This is a genomic window from Methanolobus profundi, from assembly GCF_900114835.1.
Lineage (GTDB): Archaea > Halobacteriota > Methanosarcinia > Methanosarcinales > Methanosarcinaceae > Methanolobus > Methanolobus profundi.
The window spans coordinates 238,571-254,663 of sequence record NZ_FOUJ01000002.1 but is presented as its reverse complement, the minus strand read 5'-3'; the positions used below and the strand labels follow the sequence as shown (position 1 = coordinate 254,663).

The window sequence follows — 16,093 nt, the reverse complement described above, 5'->3', positions numbered from 1 at the left end:
ACACATCTTCTTGCAGAGACATTCTGCTTGCATACAATTCTTCGGCAGCGGTGCTGAAGGATATTTATTTATTGCAGGTCTTCTCTAATTATAGATATTATGAAGCGGATCTATATGGACCATAGTGCAACCACCCCTGTGGACCCTTTAGTGGTGGATGCCATGCTGCCTTATTTTAGTGAGATGTTTGGCAATTCTTCCAGTCTTCACTCTTTCGGTATGGAGGCGGCGGAGGCTCTTGCCAGAGCACGTGAACAGGTTGCGGAGGCCATTGGAGCTTCGCCTGAAGAGATAATCTTTACCTCTGGTGGTACGGAATCTGACAATCTTGCAATAAGAGGTGTAATTCCGCATGATGCCGGAAAGAAGCACATTATCACATCGGTGATCGAACATCCTGCAGTGCTGAACACCTGTGCTTTCCTTGAAAGTATGGGACATGATATCACATATGTTCCGGTGGATGCAGATGGGATCATTGACCTTCAGGAATTGAAAGGTTCGATCCGTGATGACACGGTACTTATCAGTGTGATGCATGCGAACAATGAAGTAGGTACCATACAACCCATCGAGGAGATCGCTAAGATCGCAAAGGAGAATGATATATATTTCCATACTGATGCGGTGCAGACAGTGGGAAAGGTCCCGGTCAATGTAGACGACCTTGGCGTTGATATGCTCTCAATATCCTCTCACAAGATACATGGTCCAAAAGGTGCCGGAGCTTTGTATGTGCGTAAGGGTACGGTCATCGAGCCCATAGTATTCGGTGGTAACCATGAAAGAGGACTGCGTTCCGGTACAGAGAATATACCTGGTATTGTAGGTCTTGGTAAGGCGATGTCACTTGCCAGTGAACTTCTTGGTACTGATGCAAAGCACATGCAAGAGATGCGTGATTCTTTGATAAGCAGGGTTTTCGATGCTCTTCCTGATGTCCGTTTGAACGGTCATCCGACACAGCGTCTTCCAAACAACGTCAATCTGAGCTTCAAATATGTAGAAGGTGAATCTATGTTGATGATGCTGGATATGAAAGGCATAGCAGTATCTACCGGATCTGCATGTTCTTCAAAGTCCATGAACGCATCTCATGTTCTTACTTCCCTTAAGCTGGAGGATGATTACATACATGGTTCCCTTCGGATAAGTCTTGGAAAAGAGAACACGATGGAAGATGTGGACTACGTTGTGGAGAGTCTGAAAGAGATCGTTTTGAAACTAAGGGAGATGTCCCCACTTTCCAATTCATAGAACAGGAGGAGTAGGTGTGTATTCAAAGAAAGTAATTGAGGAGTTCAGTAATCCTCATAACGTGGGTGTTATAGAGGATGCTGATGGAGTGGGCGAGATAGGAAGCACCGTTGATGGTGACATTATAAATATATCCATTAAAGTAAAGGATGATGTCATTGAAGATATAAAGTTCAAGACATTCGGATGCGTAGTTGCCATTTCCACATCCAGCGCTGTAACAAGGCTTGCAAAGGGAAAGAATGTGGATGAAGCTCTTGAACTGGCCAATGAAGATGTGCTTGAAGCACTGGGTGGCCTTCCTGAAGGGAAGGACAAGTGTTCAGGCTTTGCCCTTGATGCCCTTAAGCTGGCGATCGAGGATTATCAGGAAAAGAATAAATGATTACAAGGTGATCTCCTGTGAAGACGACGTGTGAGATAATGGTTCAGCGGGTATTACCTGCTATTCGTGCAGAACTTGCAAGGAATATGATAATAGAGCATGGAAAGAATCAGCAGGAAGTTGCTGATATTCTGGAATTGTCAAGGGCTGCAGTTTCTCAATATCTTAATGACAAGCGTGGGGCTGAAATAGACTTCTCAGGGGATGCCCAGCAGGAGATCCAGGATTTTGCTGCAAGGCTGATCAAAGGGATGAACACCAGGGAGCAGGTTGCAGGTATGTGCAATGTCTGCAAGTTCGTCCAGCGTTCCGGCTGGCTCAATAAAAATGAACCAGATGCCGGATATTGTGTTCTTTGCGGAGATGGCGAGGACATTTGAGCCAGAGTCTCTGCATAAAATGTAAGGGCAAAGGTCTTTGTGGACGACCTCGATGTCCCATTCTGGAAAAGTTCAGGTCCATTGAATCTGTAGTTCCAAGTTCTTCCGGAGAAACATCTATTTTTGGAGCATCACCACCTTCGGTATTCGTTGGCAGGTACAATTACCCTGATGTCAGGGCAGGGCCTATGATACCACCACAGCTTGCCGGGGATGAGGCAATGAAGCTTGAGGACCCCAAAGCTCTTCTAAAGATGAACATACAGGATGTCATATCTTCCCGTTCACAACTTGTAAGGGCCAATACCGGAATAAATGTAAAGAAGGCCCGCTCACCTGATAATCCTCTTATTGAAAGGTCACAGGAGCTTGCTCTTTCAAAGAAGCCGGTTGATACTGAAGCATGGTTCAACAAACCCATCACTAACAAGCTCAAGTTCGATAATGTCCTGACACCTATGGGTCCTTCAGGTGATCTTAAGAAATTCGATATAGCTGAGAACCCAACAGTACCGAAGAAAGTGGATTACCTTGTGTACGATGAGGATGCTCTGGCAAAGGATGTCGTGTCCGAGCTATGGGATGGTAATATCCCTGCAGATCATATATCCCGTCTTCTTTCGATAGGTCTTCTGGGCCAGGAAAGAAAGCTTGTTCCAACACGCTGGTCCATAACGGCAGTGGATGATATGGTAGGAAAGGACCTTCTGAAGGAAATAAGGGACTATCCACAATTGAGCGAGGTGACAGTTCTTAGTGGGGGGGTCTTTGGAAACCACTTCGAGATAATTCTCATTCCCCGGATGTTCTCCTTTGAGCTTATAGAGGTCTGGATGCCACGTACTGTATGGTCTGGGGGAAGTACCTGGATAGAGGCGGACCATGAGGACTTTGGTGGGAAAAGCAAATATTCCAACCTTGCTGGTGGTTACTATGCAGCACGGCTGGGAGCACTTGAATACCTGCGCTCCATACGCAGACAGGCAACAATATTTATGGTAAGGGAGATCAGACCTGAATACTGGGCACCTCTGGGTGTATGGGTTGTCAGGGAAGGTGTAAGGGAAGCTTTTAACAGAGAACCTGAGAAATTCGAGTCAGTTGACAGGGCACTTGCAGATATTTCAACCCGTTTAAAGACCCCTTCTTCTGAATGGATGCAGAAGGCAGCTTTGTTGCCGGAAGTCCGATTCCAGCGGACGCTTGATTCTTTCTTCTAAATATAACTATATAGTTTACAGATGCCTATATAGTATATGGTACGTAAGTTTATGTTCGTGTTTTTCCATGCCATACTAAATCTATATAGTGGAGAATATTATCGATGAGTCTCTTTGATCCTCTCGTATTATTACTGATTGCAGCAGGTCTGTATATGGCATGGAACATAGGTGCCAATGATCTTGCAAATGCAATGGGAACGTCAGTAGGCAGTGGTGCACTGTCTATCAAACAGGTAATTATAATTGCAGGTGTTTTCGAGTTTGCAGGTGCCGTTCTATTTGGTAAGAGGGTTACTTCGACCATCGCCAAAGGTATCGTACCTATAGACTCTATTCTTGACCCCCATCTTGTGGCCGTTGGAATGCTTGCAGCGATCCTTGCAGCAGGTTTCTGGATCACTCTTGCTACTTTCTACAATCTGCCGGTCTCAACCACACACTCTATAGTAGGTGCTGTTCTTGGTTTTGGTCTGATGGCAGCCTACAATGGCATTATAGGATTTGGCGATATCAAATGGGCAGTTCTCGGTAAGATCGTAGGTAGCTGGCTGGTGTCCCCTCTTCTTGGTGCTTTACTTGCGTATCTTATATTTTCTATCATCAGATACTTCATACTTCAGAAGGCGGATGATCCTTATAATATAGAGAAGAAATTCGTAATCCTTCAGACACTGACAGCATGTTATATCGCTTTTGCACATGGTTCCAATGATGTTGCTAATGCAGTAGGTCCGCTTTATGCAGGAATGAACGTTCTTGACATGGCAGGTCTCAGTATCCCTCTCTGGGTAATGGCACTTGGTGGTATTGGAATGGTCATAGGACTTGCTACATGGGGATACCGTGTCATAGAAACTATCGGTACACGTATCACTGAACTTACTCCTACACGTGGTTTCTCAGCTGAGTTCGCAACTGCTTCTGTTGTGGTACTTCACAGTTACAGTTCCCTGCCAATATCGACCACCCATACACTTGTTGGTTCAGTAATAGGTGTAGGTCTTGCAGGTGGTCTTGCAGCAGTTGATTTAAGTGTAATAGGTAAGATAGTTGTATCCTGGATAGTTACTGTGCCAATTGCGGCACTCACCTCTGCTATCATATTTGCAGGACTTTTGGGAGTTGGACTATGATCAAGAAAGAGTATATCCGTTCTGTACTGAACATTTTTGCAACCTCTCCTTTCAAACCTCTTGTGTTGCATGCGAACAAAGGTGGGGACTGTGTGAGGAAACTCAATGAATCCCTTAGCGCTTTCTGTGCAGGTGATATGGAGACAGTAGAGGCACTGAACCGTGAGATCGATGTGATCGAGCATGAAGCAGATGTAATAAAACAGACGATCCGTTCAGAGCTATCATCCTCTATCATGCTTCCTGTACATGCTAACGACCTTCTCAATTTCTTAAAACCACAGGATTCCATATCAGATGATTCTCAGGAAGTTGCATTCTGGCTTACTGTACGAAAGTTCGAAGGCCCTGATGAAGTAAAGGAAGGGTTCAGGGAGCTTATGGACAAGACCCTTGCAACGGTGGAAATGTATGAGACCCTTGTGTCAAGCCTTGGTGAGCTTCTGGAGACATCTTTCAGTAAAAGGGATGTAGAGGATACTCTGGAACTTGTAGTAAAGGTCGAGGAGATGGAGCATCAGGTCGATGTTATCGAAAAGGAACTTGTGAGACTTGTGTTCAGCAACGAGGACAATATAGGTCCACTTGGTGTATATCACCTTGCCCGTCTTGTAAGGGGCATTGGTGACATCGCAGACAAGGCAGAACACTCTGCTGACAGATTAAGGACAATGGTCCTGAGAAGGTAATTACCTTCTCATATCACTTGTGAAGACATCCGTCTTCGTTCATCTTTTTTAGTAATTCTATCACAGAATAAGCTGCACGGGTAATTCCCATACTTCTCTTATCAGTGTCGGTACCGGCTGCATAGAGTCCACTGATCGGTGTTCTCACATCAGCAAAATAACCATCTATTGTCACAGCAGCCTTTTCAGGGATCGTTATCTGGTTATGTACCATCTCTATATGATCCTCGATTCCCGGGATCGCCTGGTAGATGGTATCATATGCCTTCTTTATCTGATCACTTTCGCTCTTCTGCGCATCGACTATGAATGTAAAACCAACAAGCTGCTTTCCTTTTGGTGCCAGTGATGCATCATAGTTACTGATAGGCATGGCCCAGTAAGGTGCATCCTTGAACCAGATCTCTGAACCGATATAATTGAACTCATCCATTATGGTATCAAGTCCTGTCCACACGGTCAGGCTCTTGGTGTGTACGACACCTTTGAGCTCTTCGATATAGGAGTTTGGAAGGCTTTCTATCATTGAAGGCATGTCAGTAACAAATCCGGTGAATATGACCTTGCTGGCAGTGTATACTTCATCAGCTTCAACACCTGTGACCCTGCCATTGCTGGTAAGTATCTTCTTCACTTCACATCCTGTTCTTATCTCAACTGTCTTTGGAAGTGAGAACAAAAGTGCATTAAGCAGTGATTTTAGTCCTTTCCTTGGGTAGCCCTGGGAATATGTGACCTTGTTGGTTGCCAGTCTTCCAAGTGATGTAAATGGATTTGATACCTTGCTGAGCCTTGTCTGCAATGATGCATGAAGGTTCGGTGGTAATATGGACTTTGGAACTGGTACAGGTTCTATGCCTACCTTCTCATTTGACCTCATTATGGTCTCAAGTTGTTCTTCCGGTACGCTGTCACGGACAAAACTGCTACCTGCAAGTATTCTCTGTGCAGATGTCTGTTCCATGTCCTTTCCTGAAAGGAAGTGACATATGGTGTCCATGAAATCGTAAGTATCCTGTGAAAGGTTACCTGGCATGAACTCGTATACGGATTGCTTTGAAAGATCTGTGCCAAATGTTGAAAGTGTCAGCGCCTTTGTGATCGCCTGTGTTATGACCATCCTGTCCTTGCGCGGGAGGATGTCAAAGGTAACGAATTCCTTGATATTGGAAGGAACCTTCATGAAGGCATCATTTGTCCTTATAAAGTAGTTACCGTAGTCCTCAAAGACCGGAGCGTAATCAAAATAATTGTCCATGAGCCTTCTAAGAGGCCCTACTTGAAGGTGTGTGATGGCATGCGCGCCTGTATCTACCTGGAAACCATCAACCATGTAGCTGTTACAATTGCCGCCAACGAACTTACCTTTTTCAAGTACCAGTACTTTATTTCCGTGTTTGGAAAGCGTGAGTGCGGATAGAAGTCCGCTTATACCTGCACCCACAACTATCACATCGTAATCTTCCATCATTTCCCCTCATTACGATAGTGTGTATGCTTACTCGAATATTTCAGGAACTATACGCTTTGCAACCTCTTCATATGTCTTTGAGAGGTCTCCTTTGTCAAAGCGGAAAATGTCCTTGTCCATGGATGCACCGGTGGTCTTGTCCCAGAACCTGCATGTGTCACATGAGATCTCATCAGCTACTACTATTTTACCGTCAACTCTTCCGAACTCGAGTTTGAAGTCAGGAAGGAGGAATCCTTTCTCTCCAAGATAGTTCTTAAGTATCTCATTGATCTTAAGTGCCATCTCACGGATCTGTGCGATCTCCTCGTAGGTGGCTATGCCCATTGCAACAGCGATATCCTCGTTCATCATAGGGTCGCCGTGCTCGTCGCTCTTGTAGTCCATTACAATTACAGGGTTCTCGAAAACCGTACCTTCCTCGATCGGGTATTTGCGTGTGATAGAACCGGCTGCGATGTTACGTGGGATCACTTCTATGAGTATGATCTCAACAGCCTTCACGAGCATTTCAGTGTCTGATACCATTTTGATGTAGTGTGTAGGGATACCCTCTTCTTCAAGCATCTCAAAGATCTTCTTTGATATCTGGGCGTTGAAATAACCCTTGTTCTTTGCCTCGCTCTTCTTCTTCCCATCAAATGCCGTGAGGCTGTCCCTGAATTCGGAGATAAGCTCTGCCGGGTTATCTGTCTTGTAGATGGTCTTTGCCTTTCCTGAGTATAGTTCTTCTTTTTTCATCTGCATCATCCTTTTACAGTTATATTCCTAGGTTACCTTTATACTGAATGTTCTATAATTATTTATGTCTTAATTTATGTATCATTAATGTATTAGTATTGCATACTAAATGTTATTATAACACGTAATTGATTATTATAGGTGAATCATATGGATCAGGAACTTATGCGCATAGGGGTGTCCCTTCCCGAAAATCTTCTTACTAAATTTGATTCGATCATCGAGCAGCGAGGTTATTCTTCCCGTTCAGAGGGGATCAGGGATTCCATCAGGAACTATATTACCCATTATGAATGGATGAGTGACGTAAAAGGCAGGCGTGTAGGTACTATTACTTTGATATATGACCATACAAAACGTGGCCTTTCAAGTGCTCTCACTGAAATACAACATGATTACTCTCATATTATTAAATCTTCCGTCCACATCCATCTCGACCACGACAACTGTCTTGAGGTCATCATACTTGATGGGGAAGGTGAAGAGGTAAAAGCGGTTGCAGAGAGGACTATGGCTCTGAAAGGCGTCAATTATGTCAAGCTCAATACTGCTCTTCCTACAGAGAAGATCTGAACTTAATTCGATCAAAATCCTTTTTTGAACGAGGACTCTATTGTCCTCAGCATTTTTTCCCCGAATTCGGTGAGGAAATATACCTGGAAATTCTTGTCCCTTCTGGAATCTATGAGGTTTGCATCTTTGAGCAGCTTCAGATGATATGAAAGTGCAGAATGCTTGTAGTCTGTTATCTCTACCAGCACACAGACACACAGTTCGCTTACCTGTAGGGCTTTGAGTATGTGTATCCTTACGGGGTCGGAGAGAACCTTGAAAAGAGATACCAGATGCTCAACATTCTCTTCCATTGCTGAATGGACCTTAAGTGTTGTGGCATCAGGAAGGATATAAGGTTCCTTCTTTTTTTCAGTTTCCTGCATTTTCATCTGCTGGATACTTATTGTCTAAATGATTAATATGTTTTGCAATATTGACTGTAAAATAAAGTGAAAAAAGCTTAATTTACGCCTTTTTCGATGAAAAGTGGTGCATATTTCTTATCAGTTAGCTGGATGTGCCCAACAAGCCAGTCCTTGAGGAAGTTAAGTATATCGTAACTGACACCTGCTTTTCCATCCTCATAATCTTGTTTGAATCTGAGTACTTTCTCCACGAACTTCTCATGTTCCATTTTATGTTCCTCGTAATCAGGATATGCAAAACGTTTCATGTATTTCTCTTCTGTGGAGAAGTGGAATTTAGTGTATTCTGCCATCTTGTTGATGATCTCAAGTGATACTTCCTTGCTCTTTGCCTGTTTCATTGAATCATGAAGATCATTGATCATACCCACCAGAACCTTATGCTGGTCATCTATCTCTTTTATCTCTACGCTGTATTTATCGGACCATGTGATAAGTGCCATATATCATCACCATGAACTAATGGCAGTTCAAAATATATATGTGTTATTATATTATTGGGTGTTTTATCAGTTAGAACCAGATACTCAGCATTCCATCATTTGTTCCAACACCTATCGCAGTCATTCCGTATCCATTGTTCACTGCTGCAATATTGGTACTAAGGCTATCTGTAAGCTCTATATTTGTCACTACAGTTACTCCATCGTCGGTGTGTTCCAGAACAGCCAGTTCCCTGTAACTCTGCAAAGGCACCAGCAACTCTATTTCCTCGTCCTCATCAAAGTTCCCTGCAATTGCCATGTCCAGGTCTCGTGAACCTGCAAGATGGGAACTATATCCTGAAAGACCTGATACTACCTTCAGCTCATCATCTTCCCATTGATAGAACTCGACAATTCCTCCGATGTGTGGTGTGAGCACATCAACTAGCTCAGTCTCGCCGTCCGGTCCAAATGCTGCAACAGCTATCTGGTGTCTCCATCTATATCCGGTACCTGCATCAGGTCCTTCAGCCAGGATGCTGCCGTCCTCATCAAGGACAACTACCCTTGCTCCCTCTTCTGCATTGCTCAAAGTGACTATGATCTCGCGCTTTCCGTCATCGTTCAGGTCGGACCATATTGGTGCGATACCTTCTACCACATCTCCTTCAGGCAGGTCTATCACTTTACTGATCCCTGGCACTCCGGCAGTCTCAACGATAGTTATGCTGGATGCCTCTATGCTGTCACCCAGGACGCCATGTCTGTATTCTTCTGTGGGACCTGTGAGCAGCAATATCCTTTCATTCTCATCCTGTATCAGGCGTGCATCAGGCAGAGCGTTCACATCAAGCCGTGCAGATTCCTTTTCATTGACCCTGAATACAAGGTCCCCTTCTGTATCTATGAACACGTTCCTTCCTGAACTTGCAAGTACTATAGGGTGTGTATATAGTGACTCGTTCCATGAACCCGGTGCAAGTAAGAAGGCTTCATCATCTTTGACCATAAGTATCGGTGGGGTGTCGGGATGAATATTTGAAGGATCTATGTCTACCTCTTCAACGGTTCCATCTGAAAGTTCAAAGGCCTGTACTGCTCCATTGTCCATTACAACAGCCCAGATACTGCCATTATCAGAGGGTGCAGCAAGCACCCATTCCGGTATCCCTTCAAGGTTCACTTCAAGGCGTTCTGCATTCAGAATATCCAGTTTCCCGTCTATTACCCTGTTCCCGTCTGGCTGAAGATAGGTATATGCAAGTGTGTATGGTGTTCCGTAATCGAAGGTGCAGTAATCACAATCCAGTATCTCATCTGGTATGATGATCTCTTCCTCTACTTGCCGGGGTCCTTCGTTCAGAACAATGGCAAAAATGGCTATTGCAGCCAGAATCACAAGAAGTATGTATCTCTCTTTCCTGTTACTTGCCATCATCTGCTTGTCTCACGCTCCTTGTTGCATATTTCAGTCCTTCTGCGAAAAGGAATGTACCAAAGGCAACTCCAATAGGCATTATCCATTCTATGGGGGAAAGTGGCAACAATCCGAAGGCTTCGTTCAGTTTAGGTATGTACATCACTGACATGGTAGCGAAGAAAGTGGCTGTAACTCCTGCTATCATCAGTTTGTTGCTGAATATCCCTATGCTTATTACAGAGCGCTCAAGTGACCTGAATGCCAGCGGAATGAACAGTATCATGCTGACCACGGTTGCAAAGGTGAGTGTTCTGGCCATGATGGTATCTCCGGCAGGGTCGCTCCATGCGAACACAAGGAAGGATGCGATCCCCATGATGAATGCCAGGGTGATTACAAGGAAAAGGTTCCTCTTTTTCAGGAAATTATCATTTGGGTCCCTTGGAGGTCTTTTCATTATGCCTTCCGTTGCAGGATCAAGTCCCAGGGAGATTGCCGGCATGATCTCATTGAACATGTTGATGAAAAGGATCTGTAGTGCCAGCAGTGGTATGAGGTCAAAACCAAGTAGGCTGATACCTGCCATGATGAGTATGATCAGCGTGAAGTTCCTCGAAATAAGGTATGTGATGAACTTCTCTATGTTGTTATAGATGGTTCTTCCACCCCTGACAGCTTCAACTATGGTGGCAAAATTATCATCCTGCAATATCATTACACTGGACTCTTTGGCAACATCCGTTCCCTTAATACCCATTGCAATGCCAATATCTGCTTTTTTCAGGGCTGGTGCATCATTGACACCATCACCTGTCATAGCAACGATATGTCCTTTCTTCTGCAGGGCATCGACTATCCTTAGTTTCTGCTCGGGCATGGTTCTGGCATAGACATTTATGTTCTCTACGATTATATCGAATTCTTCATCATTGAGCTCTTCAAGTTCATCACCTGTGACGGCACAGTCCTCGGCGATACGTCGTAGCTTCTCATCCTCATATACACCACATCCGCTCTTGCCCTCAAAGAGTCCGATGCTCCTTCCAATTGCCTTTGCAGTTTCCTGATTGTCCCCGGTGATCATAATGACCTGGATGCCTGCCTTTCTACACATCTCAATGGCACCCTTTACTTCTTCACGTGGTGGATCTATCATTGCAACAAGTCCGAGGAAGGTCATGTCTGTTTCAAAATCTCCATCCATTTTATCCTTTGGACCTTCCTTGGATGCAACTGCCAGCACACGATAGGCTGAACTTGCAAAATCCAGGTTCTTCTCCAATATCTTCTCTCTGTCCTGCTCTGTTATAGGATGAAGTTCTCCGTTCTTCTCTATCATGCTGCATTGAGGAAGAACGAACTCAGGTGCTCCTTTTGTGAAAGATACCATTCCTTCTGACGTGCTGTGGATAGTGGACATGAGCTTTCTTTCAGAGGTGAAGACTATCTCCTCGACCATCTCATAGTCTTTTCCTAGTTCATCTTTCCAGAGGTCGGCCTTTGCAGCAGCAACTGTAAGTGCAATTTCTGTGGGGTCTCCAACGACCTCCCATTTATCCTGTTTCTTTTCGATCGCGGAATTGTTACAGAGGGCGATCCCTTTTAGCAGTTTTATTGTTGTAGGCTCATCTTTAAGGTCAACATGATCGCCTCTTTTCAGGAGATCTCCTTTGGGCACGTATCCTGCCCCGGTGAACTCAAGAACGTTACCACCAGTAAATATCTTCTCCACGGTCATTTCGTTCTTGGTCAGGGTGCCTGTTTTATCAGTACATATCACAGTGGTTGAACCAAGGGTCTCCACGGCAAGCATTTTCCTGATAATGGCATTGTGCCCTGCCATTTTCTTCATACCATAGGCGAGGGTTATCGTAAGTGTAAGCGGCAGTCCTTCAGGTACGGCTGCTACTGCAAGTGCAAGAGATATCAGCAGCATATCAGCAAAAGGAGCACCAATGGATATTCCTATGGCAAAGGTGATCGCCGAGGCGAGTATGGCAAGGAAAGCAAGTGTCAGTGAGAGTTTTGTTATTTTGACCTGTAACGGGGTATCCTCTTCCTTTGTCTGTATCAGGCTGGCTATCTGTCCTATCTTAGTAGACATCCCGGTTTCCGTGACAACAGCTCTACATTTGCCGTGTACGAGCTGTGTTCCGGCAAAGATACTCTCTTCTTCCACTTTTCTGACAGGTACGCTTTCCCCTGTCAGTGCAGATTCATCTATCTTCAGGGCGACCGTTTCAAAAAGAAGAGCATCTGCAGGGATCTTGTCTCCTGTCTCCAGAACAAGTACGTCTCCGGGAACTACATCACCTGTAGCTATTTTCCGCAGTTTTTTATCCCTCATAACGGTGGTCTCAGGCTGGACTATGCTCTTGAGGGCTTCCATAGCTTTCTCTGCTCTGTATTCCTGTACGAAACCCAGTACGATGACAACAGCTATGGTGAACATTATCACCCAGAAATCAATGACCTCATCGATCATCAGGGAAATAACGGCAGCAGCCATCAGGACCCACACGATGAGATTCACGAACTGTCCGGCAAATACTTTCAATGCCGTTGTCTTTTCCTTCTCTTCAAGTTCGTTCTTTCCATACCTCTCCAGCCTTGAGAGGGCTTCCTGTCCGGTCAGTCCATCTGCCGAACTGTCAAGTTCTTTGAACGTATCTTTGATACCCAAGGGTGTACTTCCCACAGTATTAACTCCCTGCCACTTTTGAATAAGATACTTTATATTAGTGCTCTATCTTTTTTAATCCACTGGCAAAAGTATTGGATATGTAATTGTCAGTGCTCATGCAAACATGAGATGCAAAGTCTGTAGCCATTCTGATAATCTCGTCCCAGTTGCTCTCAGAAACACTATTGATCGAATTAATTCCTTTTGAATAAAGCATATAGGCCAGACCAGCATCGAAGTTATCTCCTGCACCGACGGTGCTTACTGTTTCGATAGTGGGGACCTTGTAGTATTTAGAGAGTAAAGGGGTCTTTAAATGAACGCCCTCGGAACTTGTAGTATACATCAGGTGATCACATCCATTCTCAAGGACAAAACCGTATGCTTCTTCCGCATTACTACATCCATGTATCATTCTCATATCCTCATGCGAAGCACGTACAATATCCGAATATGATATGTTCTTCATGATCATCGGTTTGATATCATGGAGCAATGGCAGTTGTGACCGGCGAAAGTTCGGGTCATAGATAATGGTGGAGCCAGCATCCTTTGCGGCATGGATGATGCTTTCAAGTTCTTTCCTTGTTTCTTTTGTGACCGAAAGTATCGATCCGAACATGACAATATCATCAGATGCAAAGTCTGGAATCTCAATGATGAGACGTTCCTGGGGGAACTCATCGTAGAATTGGTATGTAGCCTCATTCCTGTGATCAAGAAAAGCAAGTGCCAGCGGAGAATTCCCATGGAAACGGAAGAGATGTTTGGTTGCTACGTTGTTCTCAACCAGAAGATCATGTATCATGTCCCCTACCTTGTCATGTGCAAATTCACTTATAAATGATACGGGGATACCTGCTCTGCCAAGTGATACCGAACAATTGAGCATTGATCCTCCCGGGCATGCGGCGATCGGTTTACCTTTAACGATAAGGATGTCATAGAATGTTTCACTAATGGCAAAGACGCGGTTCATATCAAAACCTGCAGATGATCATCTTATTGTTTATCAGTGATATCTTCAAGGACTCCCTGGTAGAAGATGACCTTTCCATTATCATCTCTCATGATGGCAGTCCTTTCCTCAACGAACCTGACATATTCTTTCTTCGTCCTTATCCGGTAGGTCTGTTTGAGCTCGGATGCACCTTCAAGTGCATTCTCGGTAAGTTCCAGAAATGCCCTGTCCTTATCTTCGGGGTGGATAAGGTCTCCAAATGTGACTTTGCCCGAAGTGAAGTCCTCAACCTTGTAGCCAAAGGCTTCTATTCCCTTTGAGATGAACTCAACAGGTGCATCTTCGGCAGGACTTCGAAGGAAAGCGATCACTCCGGTGTTGTTAACAAGTCCCTCAAGAGCTTTGATACGAAGTTCCATCTTTTTCTGCAGGTCCATTGGTCTGGTATCACATTCCTGTGTCCCCTGCTCGGTATTATCTCCCAGACGGTCTTCTTTACTGTCACTATTGCTGAATTTGCCAAATCCTGTGTTCTGACCCATAAAAACCCCTTCTTATCAAATGCTAATGCTAATATTAGTCTCCTTCAATAATTTAAGTAATTGTTGTCCTGATCGTCAGGCAACTTTCTGTTCCGGTTCAGTTAGTCCTTTTTCTTTGTACCTTATGGACATTTCGAGCAATATCGGTGAGACGATGATAGACACCACCACCATCAGGACAATGGCCGAGAACACTTCATTGCTGATAATTCCAAGTTCCTTGCCAATGGCAATGACCACAAGTTCCACACCGGCGCGCGGCATCATGCCTATTCCGAATATCAGGCTATCCTTTGAACCAAATCCTACAAGCTTTGTGCCGATGAACCCTCCAATGAGCTTTCCTGAAAGGGCGAGCACTATCACAAGTGTGGTGAAAATACCGGCAGTATACAATACCTCGGTCTCTACTGTAAGCCCGATGAATGCAAAGAACAGCGGTGTGAAAAAACCATAGGCAATACCGCTGACCTTCTTTTGTACTGTCTCTATCTTTGCCAGAGGCAGGTCAGAAAGGAGCACACCTCCAAAAAAAGCACCGATGACAGCGTGAAGTCCGAAAAACTCTGACAGGTATGCCGATAGCAATGCTATGATAATTACAAACGAGAATATCGATTCTCTTGTATGCATTTTCTGGACCTGCTCAAAAAGGCGGGGAAATACCTTCCATCCAAGAAGGATCATTATGATAACGAATATAATGATATTCACAAGTATTCCCAGAATGTGTTCTGCTGAGGGGAACTGGTTCAGTGTTGCTACAGAGACCACGACCGAAAGCAGGAATATACCGATAACATCATCGAATATCGCTGATGTCAGCATCATGGACCCGGGCTTACTGGAGAGGTAATCAGTATCTATTAAGGTCTTGACCACAACACTGATGCTTGTGGGGCTAAAGGCTACTGCAAGAAAAAGACTCTCTGTGAATCCAAAACCGAACATATTTCCAAGCATGAATCCGAAGCCGAATGCAAAGAGTATCTGGGTCAGTGTGGGTATGAGGGCCTTTGTAGATGCAGCTTTTAGGTCATTCACATGCACCTCTCTGTAACCTGCCGTGAATAGCAGGAATATGGCTCCAAGTTCGGCAAAGAATGTGACTACCTCTATATCATCAGGTTTCATGGCAAAGGCAAAAAACATCCCTGCTCCGATCTCTCCGATCATTCCGGGTAGCCCTACTCTCTCACTGAGCTCACTGAATATCTTTGCCAGGAACAGTATGGCCAGTATCTGGAGGAGTGCTTCCATTGCTCATTGTCTCCTCAGTCCATGTATCTTTTTGATGATGTCGGCTCTTGAAACAACACCTGCGAGCTTTTTCTCCCTGATCACATACAATCGGTCGATGTGATGCTTGATCATCAGGTCGGCAGCATCGCACAGTGTGGAGTCAGGTGATATGGTGACAGGATGATGAACCATGAGTGTGGATGCATCTTCACTTAATGCCTTAATAGCCATCAGATGTGTGTGATGATGGCGGTGGCTCCTTTCAAAGAAAAGTAGTTCCAGTATGTTGTCCTGCCCGATGACGCCGAGAAGTTCATCATTTTCATTCAGGACGGGAAAGCTGTGGTAGGGTGTCCTTGTCATGAGCTCTATGATATCCTCGATGGATTCACTTTCCCTCACAACAGTTGTCTCCTCAGACATGACCTCGCTGATCTTTACATCTGCGCAGATATCAGATAATCTGGTCCGGTCTCTGGGACTGTCCTCTTCTTCTTTCCGGACATCCGTTCTTTCTGGTGTTCCCTCTTCATTCTCGGACATGAGCAAATATATCCAAAA

17 protein-coding genes are annotated in these 16,093 nt (G+C 44.6%); 7 read left to right on the top strand and 10 right to left on the bottom strand.

Going from position 1 to position 16,093, the window contains the following annotated elements:
- Nucleotides 1–99: 99 nt before the first annotated feature.
- The 6 genes from nifS (at nucleotide 100) to BM008_RS06455 (ending at nucleotide 5,067) form a co-directional block, all read left to right on the top strand.
- Nucleotides 100–1,257 (top strand): cysteine desulfurase NifS, encoded by a 1,158-nt coding sequence (nifS, locus tag BM008_RS06480; protein ID WP_091935026.1) that lies wholly within the window; start codon nucleotides 100–102, stop codon nucleotides 1,255–1,257.
- 16 nt (nucleotides 1,258–1,273) lie between these two features.
- Nucleotides 1,274–1,642 (top strand): iron-sulfur cluster assembly scaffold protein, encoded by a 369-nt coding sequence (locus BM008_RS06475; RefSeq protein WP_091935023.1) that lies wholly within the window; start codon nucleotides 1,274–1,276, stop codon nucleotides 1,640–1,642.
- A gap of 17 nt (nucleotides 1,643–1,659) precedes the next feature.
- Nucleotides 1,660–2,022 (top strand): transcriptional regulator, encoded by a 363-nt coding sequence (locus BM008_RS06470; protein WP_091935020.1) that lies wholly within the window; start codon nucleotides 1,660–1,662, stop codon nucleotides 2,020–2,022.
- Nucleotides 2,019–3,242, top strand: a complete 1,224-nt coding sequence (locus BM008_RS06465) for an Nre family DNA repair protein (protein ID WP_091935017.1) — start codon at nucleotides 2,019–2,021, stop codon at nucleotides 3,240–3,242. Before BM008_RS06470 ends, BM008_RS06465 begins: the two co-directional genes overlap by 4 nt.
- A 104-nt stretch (nucleotides 3,243–3,346) precedes the next feature.
- On the top strand, nucleotides 3,347–4,378 hold the full coding sequence (locus BM008_RS06460) for an inorganic phosphate transporter (RefSeq protein WP_091935014.1): 1,032 nt from the start codon (nucleotides 3,347–3,349) through the stop codon (nucleotides 4,376–4,378).
- The gene (locus BM008_RS06455; RefSeq protein ID WP_091935013.1) at nucleotides 4,375–5,067 is read left to right on the top strand and encodes a TIGR00153 family protein; all 693 of its coding nucleotides are present in this window, start codon (nucleotides 4,375–4,377) and stop codon (nucleotides 5,065–5,067) included. The genes BM008_RS06460 and BM008_RS06455 overlap by 4 nt, the downstream gene beginning before the upstream one ends.
- 13 nt (nucleotides 5,068–5,080) lie before the next feature.
- Here BM008_RS06455 and BM008_RS06450 read toward each other — a convergent pair whose 3' ends face one another.
- Both BM008_RS06450 and purC read right to left on the bottom strand, forming a co-directional pair.
- Nucleotides 5,081–6,535 carry a phytoene desaturase family protein gene (locus tag BM008_RS06450; RefSeq protein WP_091935010.1) on the bottom strand — a complete coding sequence of 485 codons (1,455 nt, stop codon included), beginning with the start codon at nucleotides 6,533–6,535 and terminating at the stop codon, nucleotides 5,081–5,083.
- Nucleotides 6,536–6,565: 30 nt separating this feature from the next.
- The gene (purC, locus tag BM008_RS06445) at nucleotides 6,566–7,279 is read right to left on the bottom strand and encodes a phosphoribosylaminoimidazolesuccinocarboxamide synthase (protein WP_091935623.1); all 714 of its coding nucleotides are present in this window, start codon (nucleotides 7,277–7,279) and stop codon (nucleotides 6,566–6,568) included.
- A 150-nt stretch (nucleotides 7,280–7,429) separates the two neighbouring features.
- Between purC and nikR the strand changes: the two genes are divergently transcribed.
- Complete coding sequence (nikR, locus tag BM008_RS06440; protein ID WP_091935007.1) at nucleotides 7,430–7,852, top strand: nickel-responsive transcriptional regulator NikR; 423 nt, start codon at nucleotides 7,430–7,432, stop codon at nucleotides 7,850–7,852.
- Nucleotides 7,853–7,863: 11 nt separating this feature from the next.
- Here nikR and BM008_RS06435 read toward each other — a convergent pair whose 3' ends face one another.
- The 8 genes from BM008_RS06435 to BM008_RS06400 all read right to left on the bottom strand — a co-directional run bounded on the left by BM008_RS06435 (nucleotide 7,864) and on the right by BM008_RS06400 (nucleotide 16,075).
- Nucleotides 7,864–8,223 carry an ArsR/SmtB family transcription factor gene (locus BM008_RS06435; RefSeq protein WP_091935004.1) on the bottom strand — a complete coding sequence of 120 codons (360 nt, stop codon included), beginning with the start codon at nucleotides 8,221–8,223 and terminating at the stop codon, nucleotides 7,864–7,866.
- 71 nt (nucleotides 8,224–8,294) lie between these two features.
- The gene (locus tag BM008_RS06430; protein WP_091935001.1) at nucleotides 8,295–8,702 is read right to left on the bottom strand and encodes a bacteriohemerythrin; all 408 of its coding nucleotides are present in this window, start codon (nucleotides 8,700–8,702) and stop codon (nucleotides 8,295–8,297) included.
- A gap of 70 nt (nucleotides 8,703–8,772) precedes the next feature.
- Entirely contained in the window at nucleotides 8,773–10,122 is a 1,350-nt protein-coding gene (locus BM008_RS06425) for a hypothetical protein (RefSeq protein WP_091934998.1), read from the bottom strand.
- The gene (locus BM008_RS06420) at nucleotides 10,109–12,802 is read right to left on the bottom strand and encodes a cation-translocating P-type ATPase (RefSeq protein WP_245747940.1); all 2,694 of its coding nucleotides are present in this window, start codon (nucleotides 12,800–12,802) and stop codon (nucleotides 10,109–10,111) included. Before BM008_RS06420 ends, BM008_RS06425 begins: the two co-directional genes overlap by 14 nt.
- A gap of 40 nt (nucleotides 12,803–12,842) precedes the next feature.
- Nucleotides 12,843–13,766: a PfkB family carbohydrate kinase gene (locus tag BM008_RS06415; RefSeq protein ID WP_091934992.1), complete on the bottom strand. Its 924-nt coding sequence runs from the start codon at nucleotides 13,764–13,766 to the stop codon at nucleotides 12,843–12,845.
- 23 nt (nucleotides 13,767–13,789) lie between these two features.
- Nucleotides 13,790–14,290, bottom strand: a complete 501-nt coding sequence (locus tag BM008_RS06410; protein ID WP_091934989.1) for a PAS domain-containing protein — start codon at nucleotides 14,288–14,290, stop codon at nucleotides 13,790–13,792.
- Nucleotides 14,291–14,365: 75 nt separating this feature from the next.
- Complete coding sequence (locus tag BM008_RS06405; RefSeq protein WP_091934986.1) at nucleotides 14,366–15,550, bottom strand: cation:proton antiporter; 1,185 nt, start codon at nucleotides 15,548–15,550, stop codon at nucleotides 14,366–14,368.
- 3 nt (nucleotides 15,551–15,553) lie between these two features.
- Nucleotides 15,554–16,075: a CBS domain-containing protein gene (locus BM008_RS06400; RefSeq protein ID WP_091934983.1), complete on the bottom strand. Its 522-nt coding sequence runs from the start codon at nucleotides 16,073–16,075 to the stop codon at nucleotides 15,554–15,556.
- Between the last annotated feature and the right edge of the window lie 18 nt (nucleotides 16,076–16,093).

Bases quoted from the DNA above. Each gene is read 5' to 3' on its own strand.
- nikR (WP_091935007.1), top strand. From the start codon at position 7,430: ATGGATCAGGAACTTATGCGCATAGGGGTGTCCCTTCCCGAAAATCTT.
- BM008_RS06455 (WP_091935013.1), top strand. From the start codon at position 4,375: ATGATCAAGAAAGAGTATATCCGTTCTGTACTGAACATTTTTGCAACC.
- BM008_RS06450 (WP_091935010.1), bottom strand. From the start codon at position 6,535: ATGGAAGATTACGATGTGATAGTTGTGGGTGCAGGTATAAGCGGACTT.
- BM008_RS06410 (WP_091934989.1), bottom strand. From the start codon at position 14,290: ATGGGTCAGAACACAGGATTTGGCAAATTCAGCAATAGTGACAGTAAA.
- BM008_RS06400 (WP_091934983.1), bottom strand. From the start codon at position 16,075: ATGTCCGAGAATGAAGAGGGAACACCAGAAAGAACGGATGTCCGGAAA.
- BM008_RS06425 (WP_091934998.1), bottom strand. From the start codon at position 10,122: ATGATGGCAAGTAACAGGAAAGAGAGATACATACTTCTTGTGATTCTG.
- BM008_RS06435 (WP_091935004.1), bottom strand. From the start codon at position 8,223: ATGAAAATGCAGGAAACTGAAAAAAAGAAGGAACCTTATATCCTTCCT.
- BM008_RS06405 (WP_091934986.1), bottom strand. From the start codon at position 15,550: ATGGAAGCACTCCTCCAGATACTGGCCATACTGTTCCTGGCAAAGATA.
- nifS (WP_091935026.1), top strand. From the start codon at position 100: ATGAAGCGGATCTATATGGACCATAGTGCAACCACCCCTGTGGACCCT.
- purC (WP_091935623.1), bottom strand. From the start codon at position 7,279: ATGAAAAAAGAAGAACTATACTCAGGAAAGGCAAAGACCATCTACAAG.
- BM008_RS06430 (WP_091935001.1), bottom strand. From the start codon at position 8,702: ATGGCACTTATCACATGGTCCGATAAATACAGCGTAGAGATAAAAGAG.
- BM008_RS06460 (WP_091935014.1), top strand. From the start codon at position 3,347: ATGAGTCTCTTTGATCCTCTCGTATTATTACTGATTGCAGCAGGTCTG.
- BM008_RS06415 (WP_091934992.1), bottom strand. From the start codon at position 13,766: ATGAACCGCGTCTTTGCCATTAGTGAAACATTCTATGACATCCTTATC.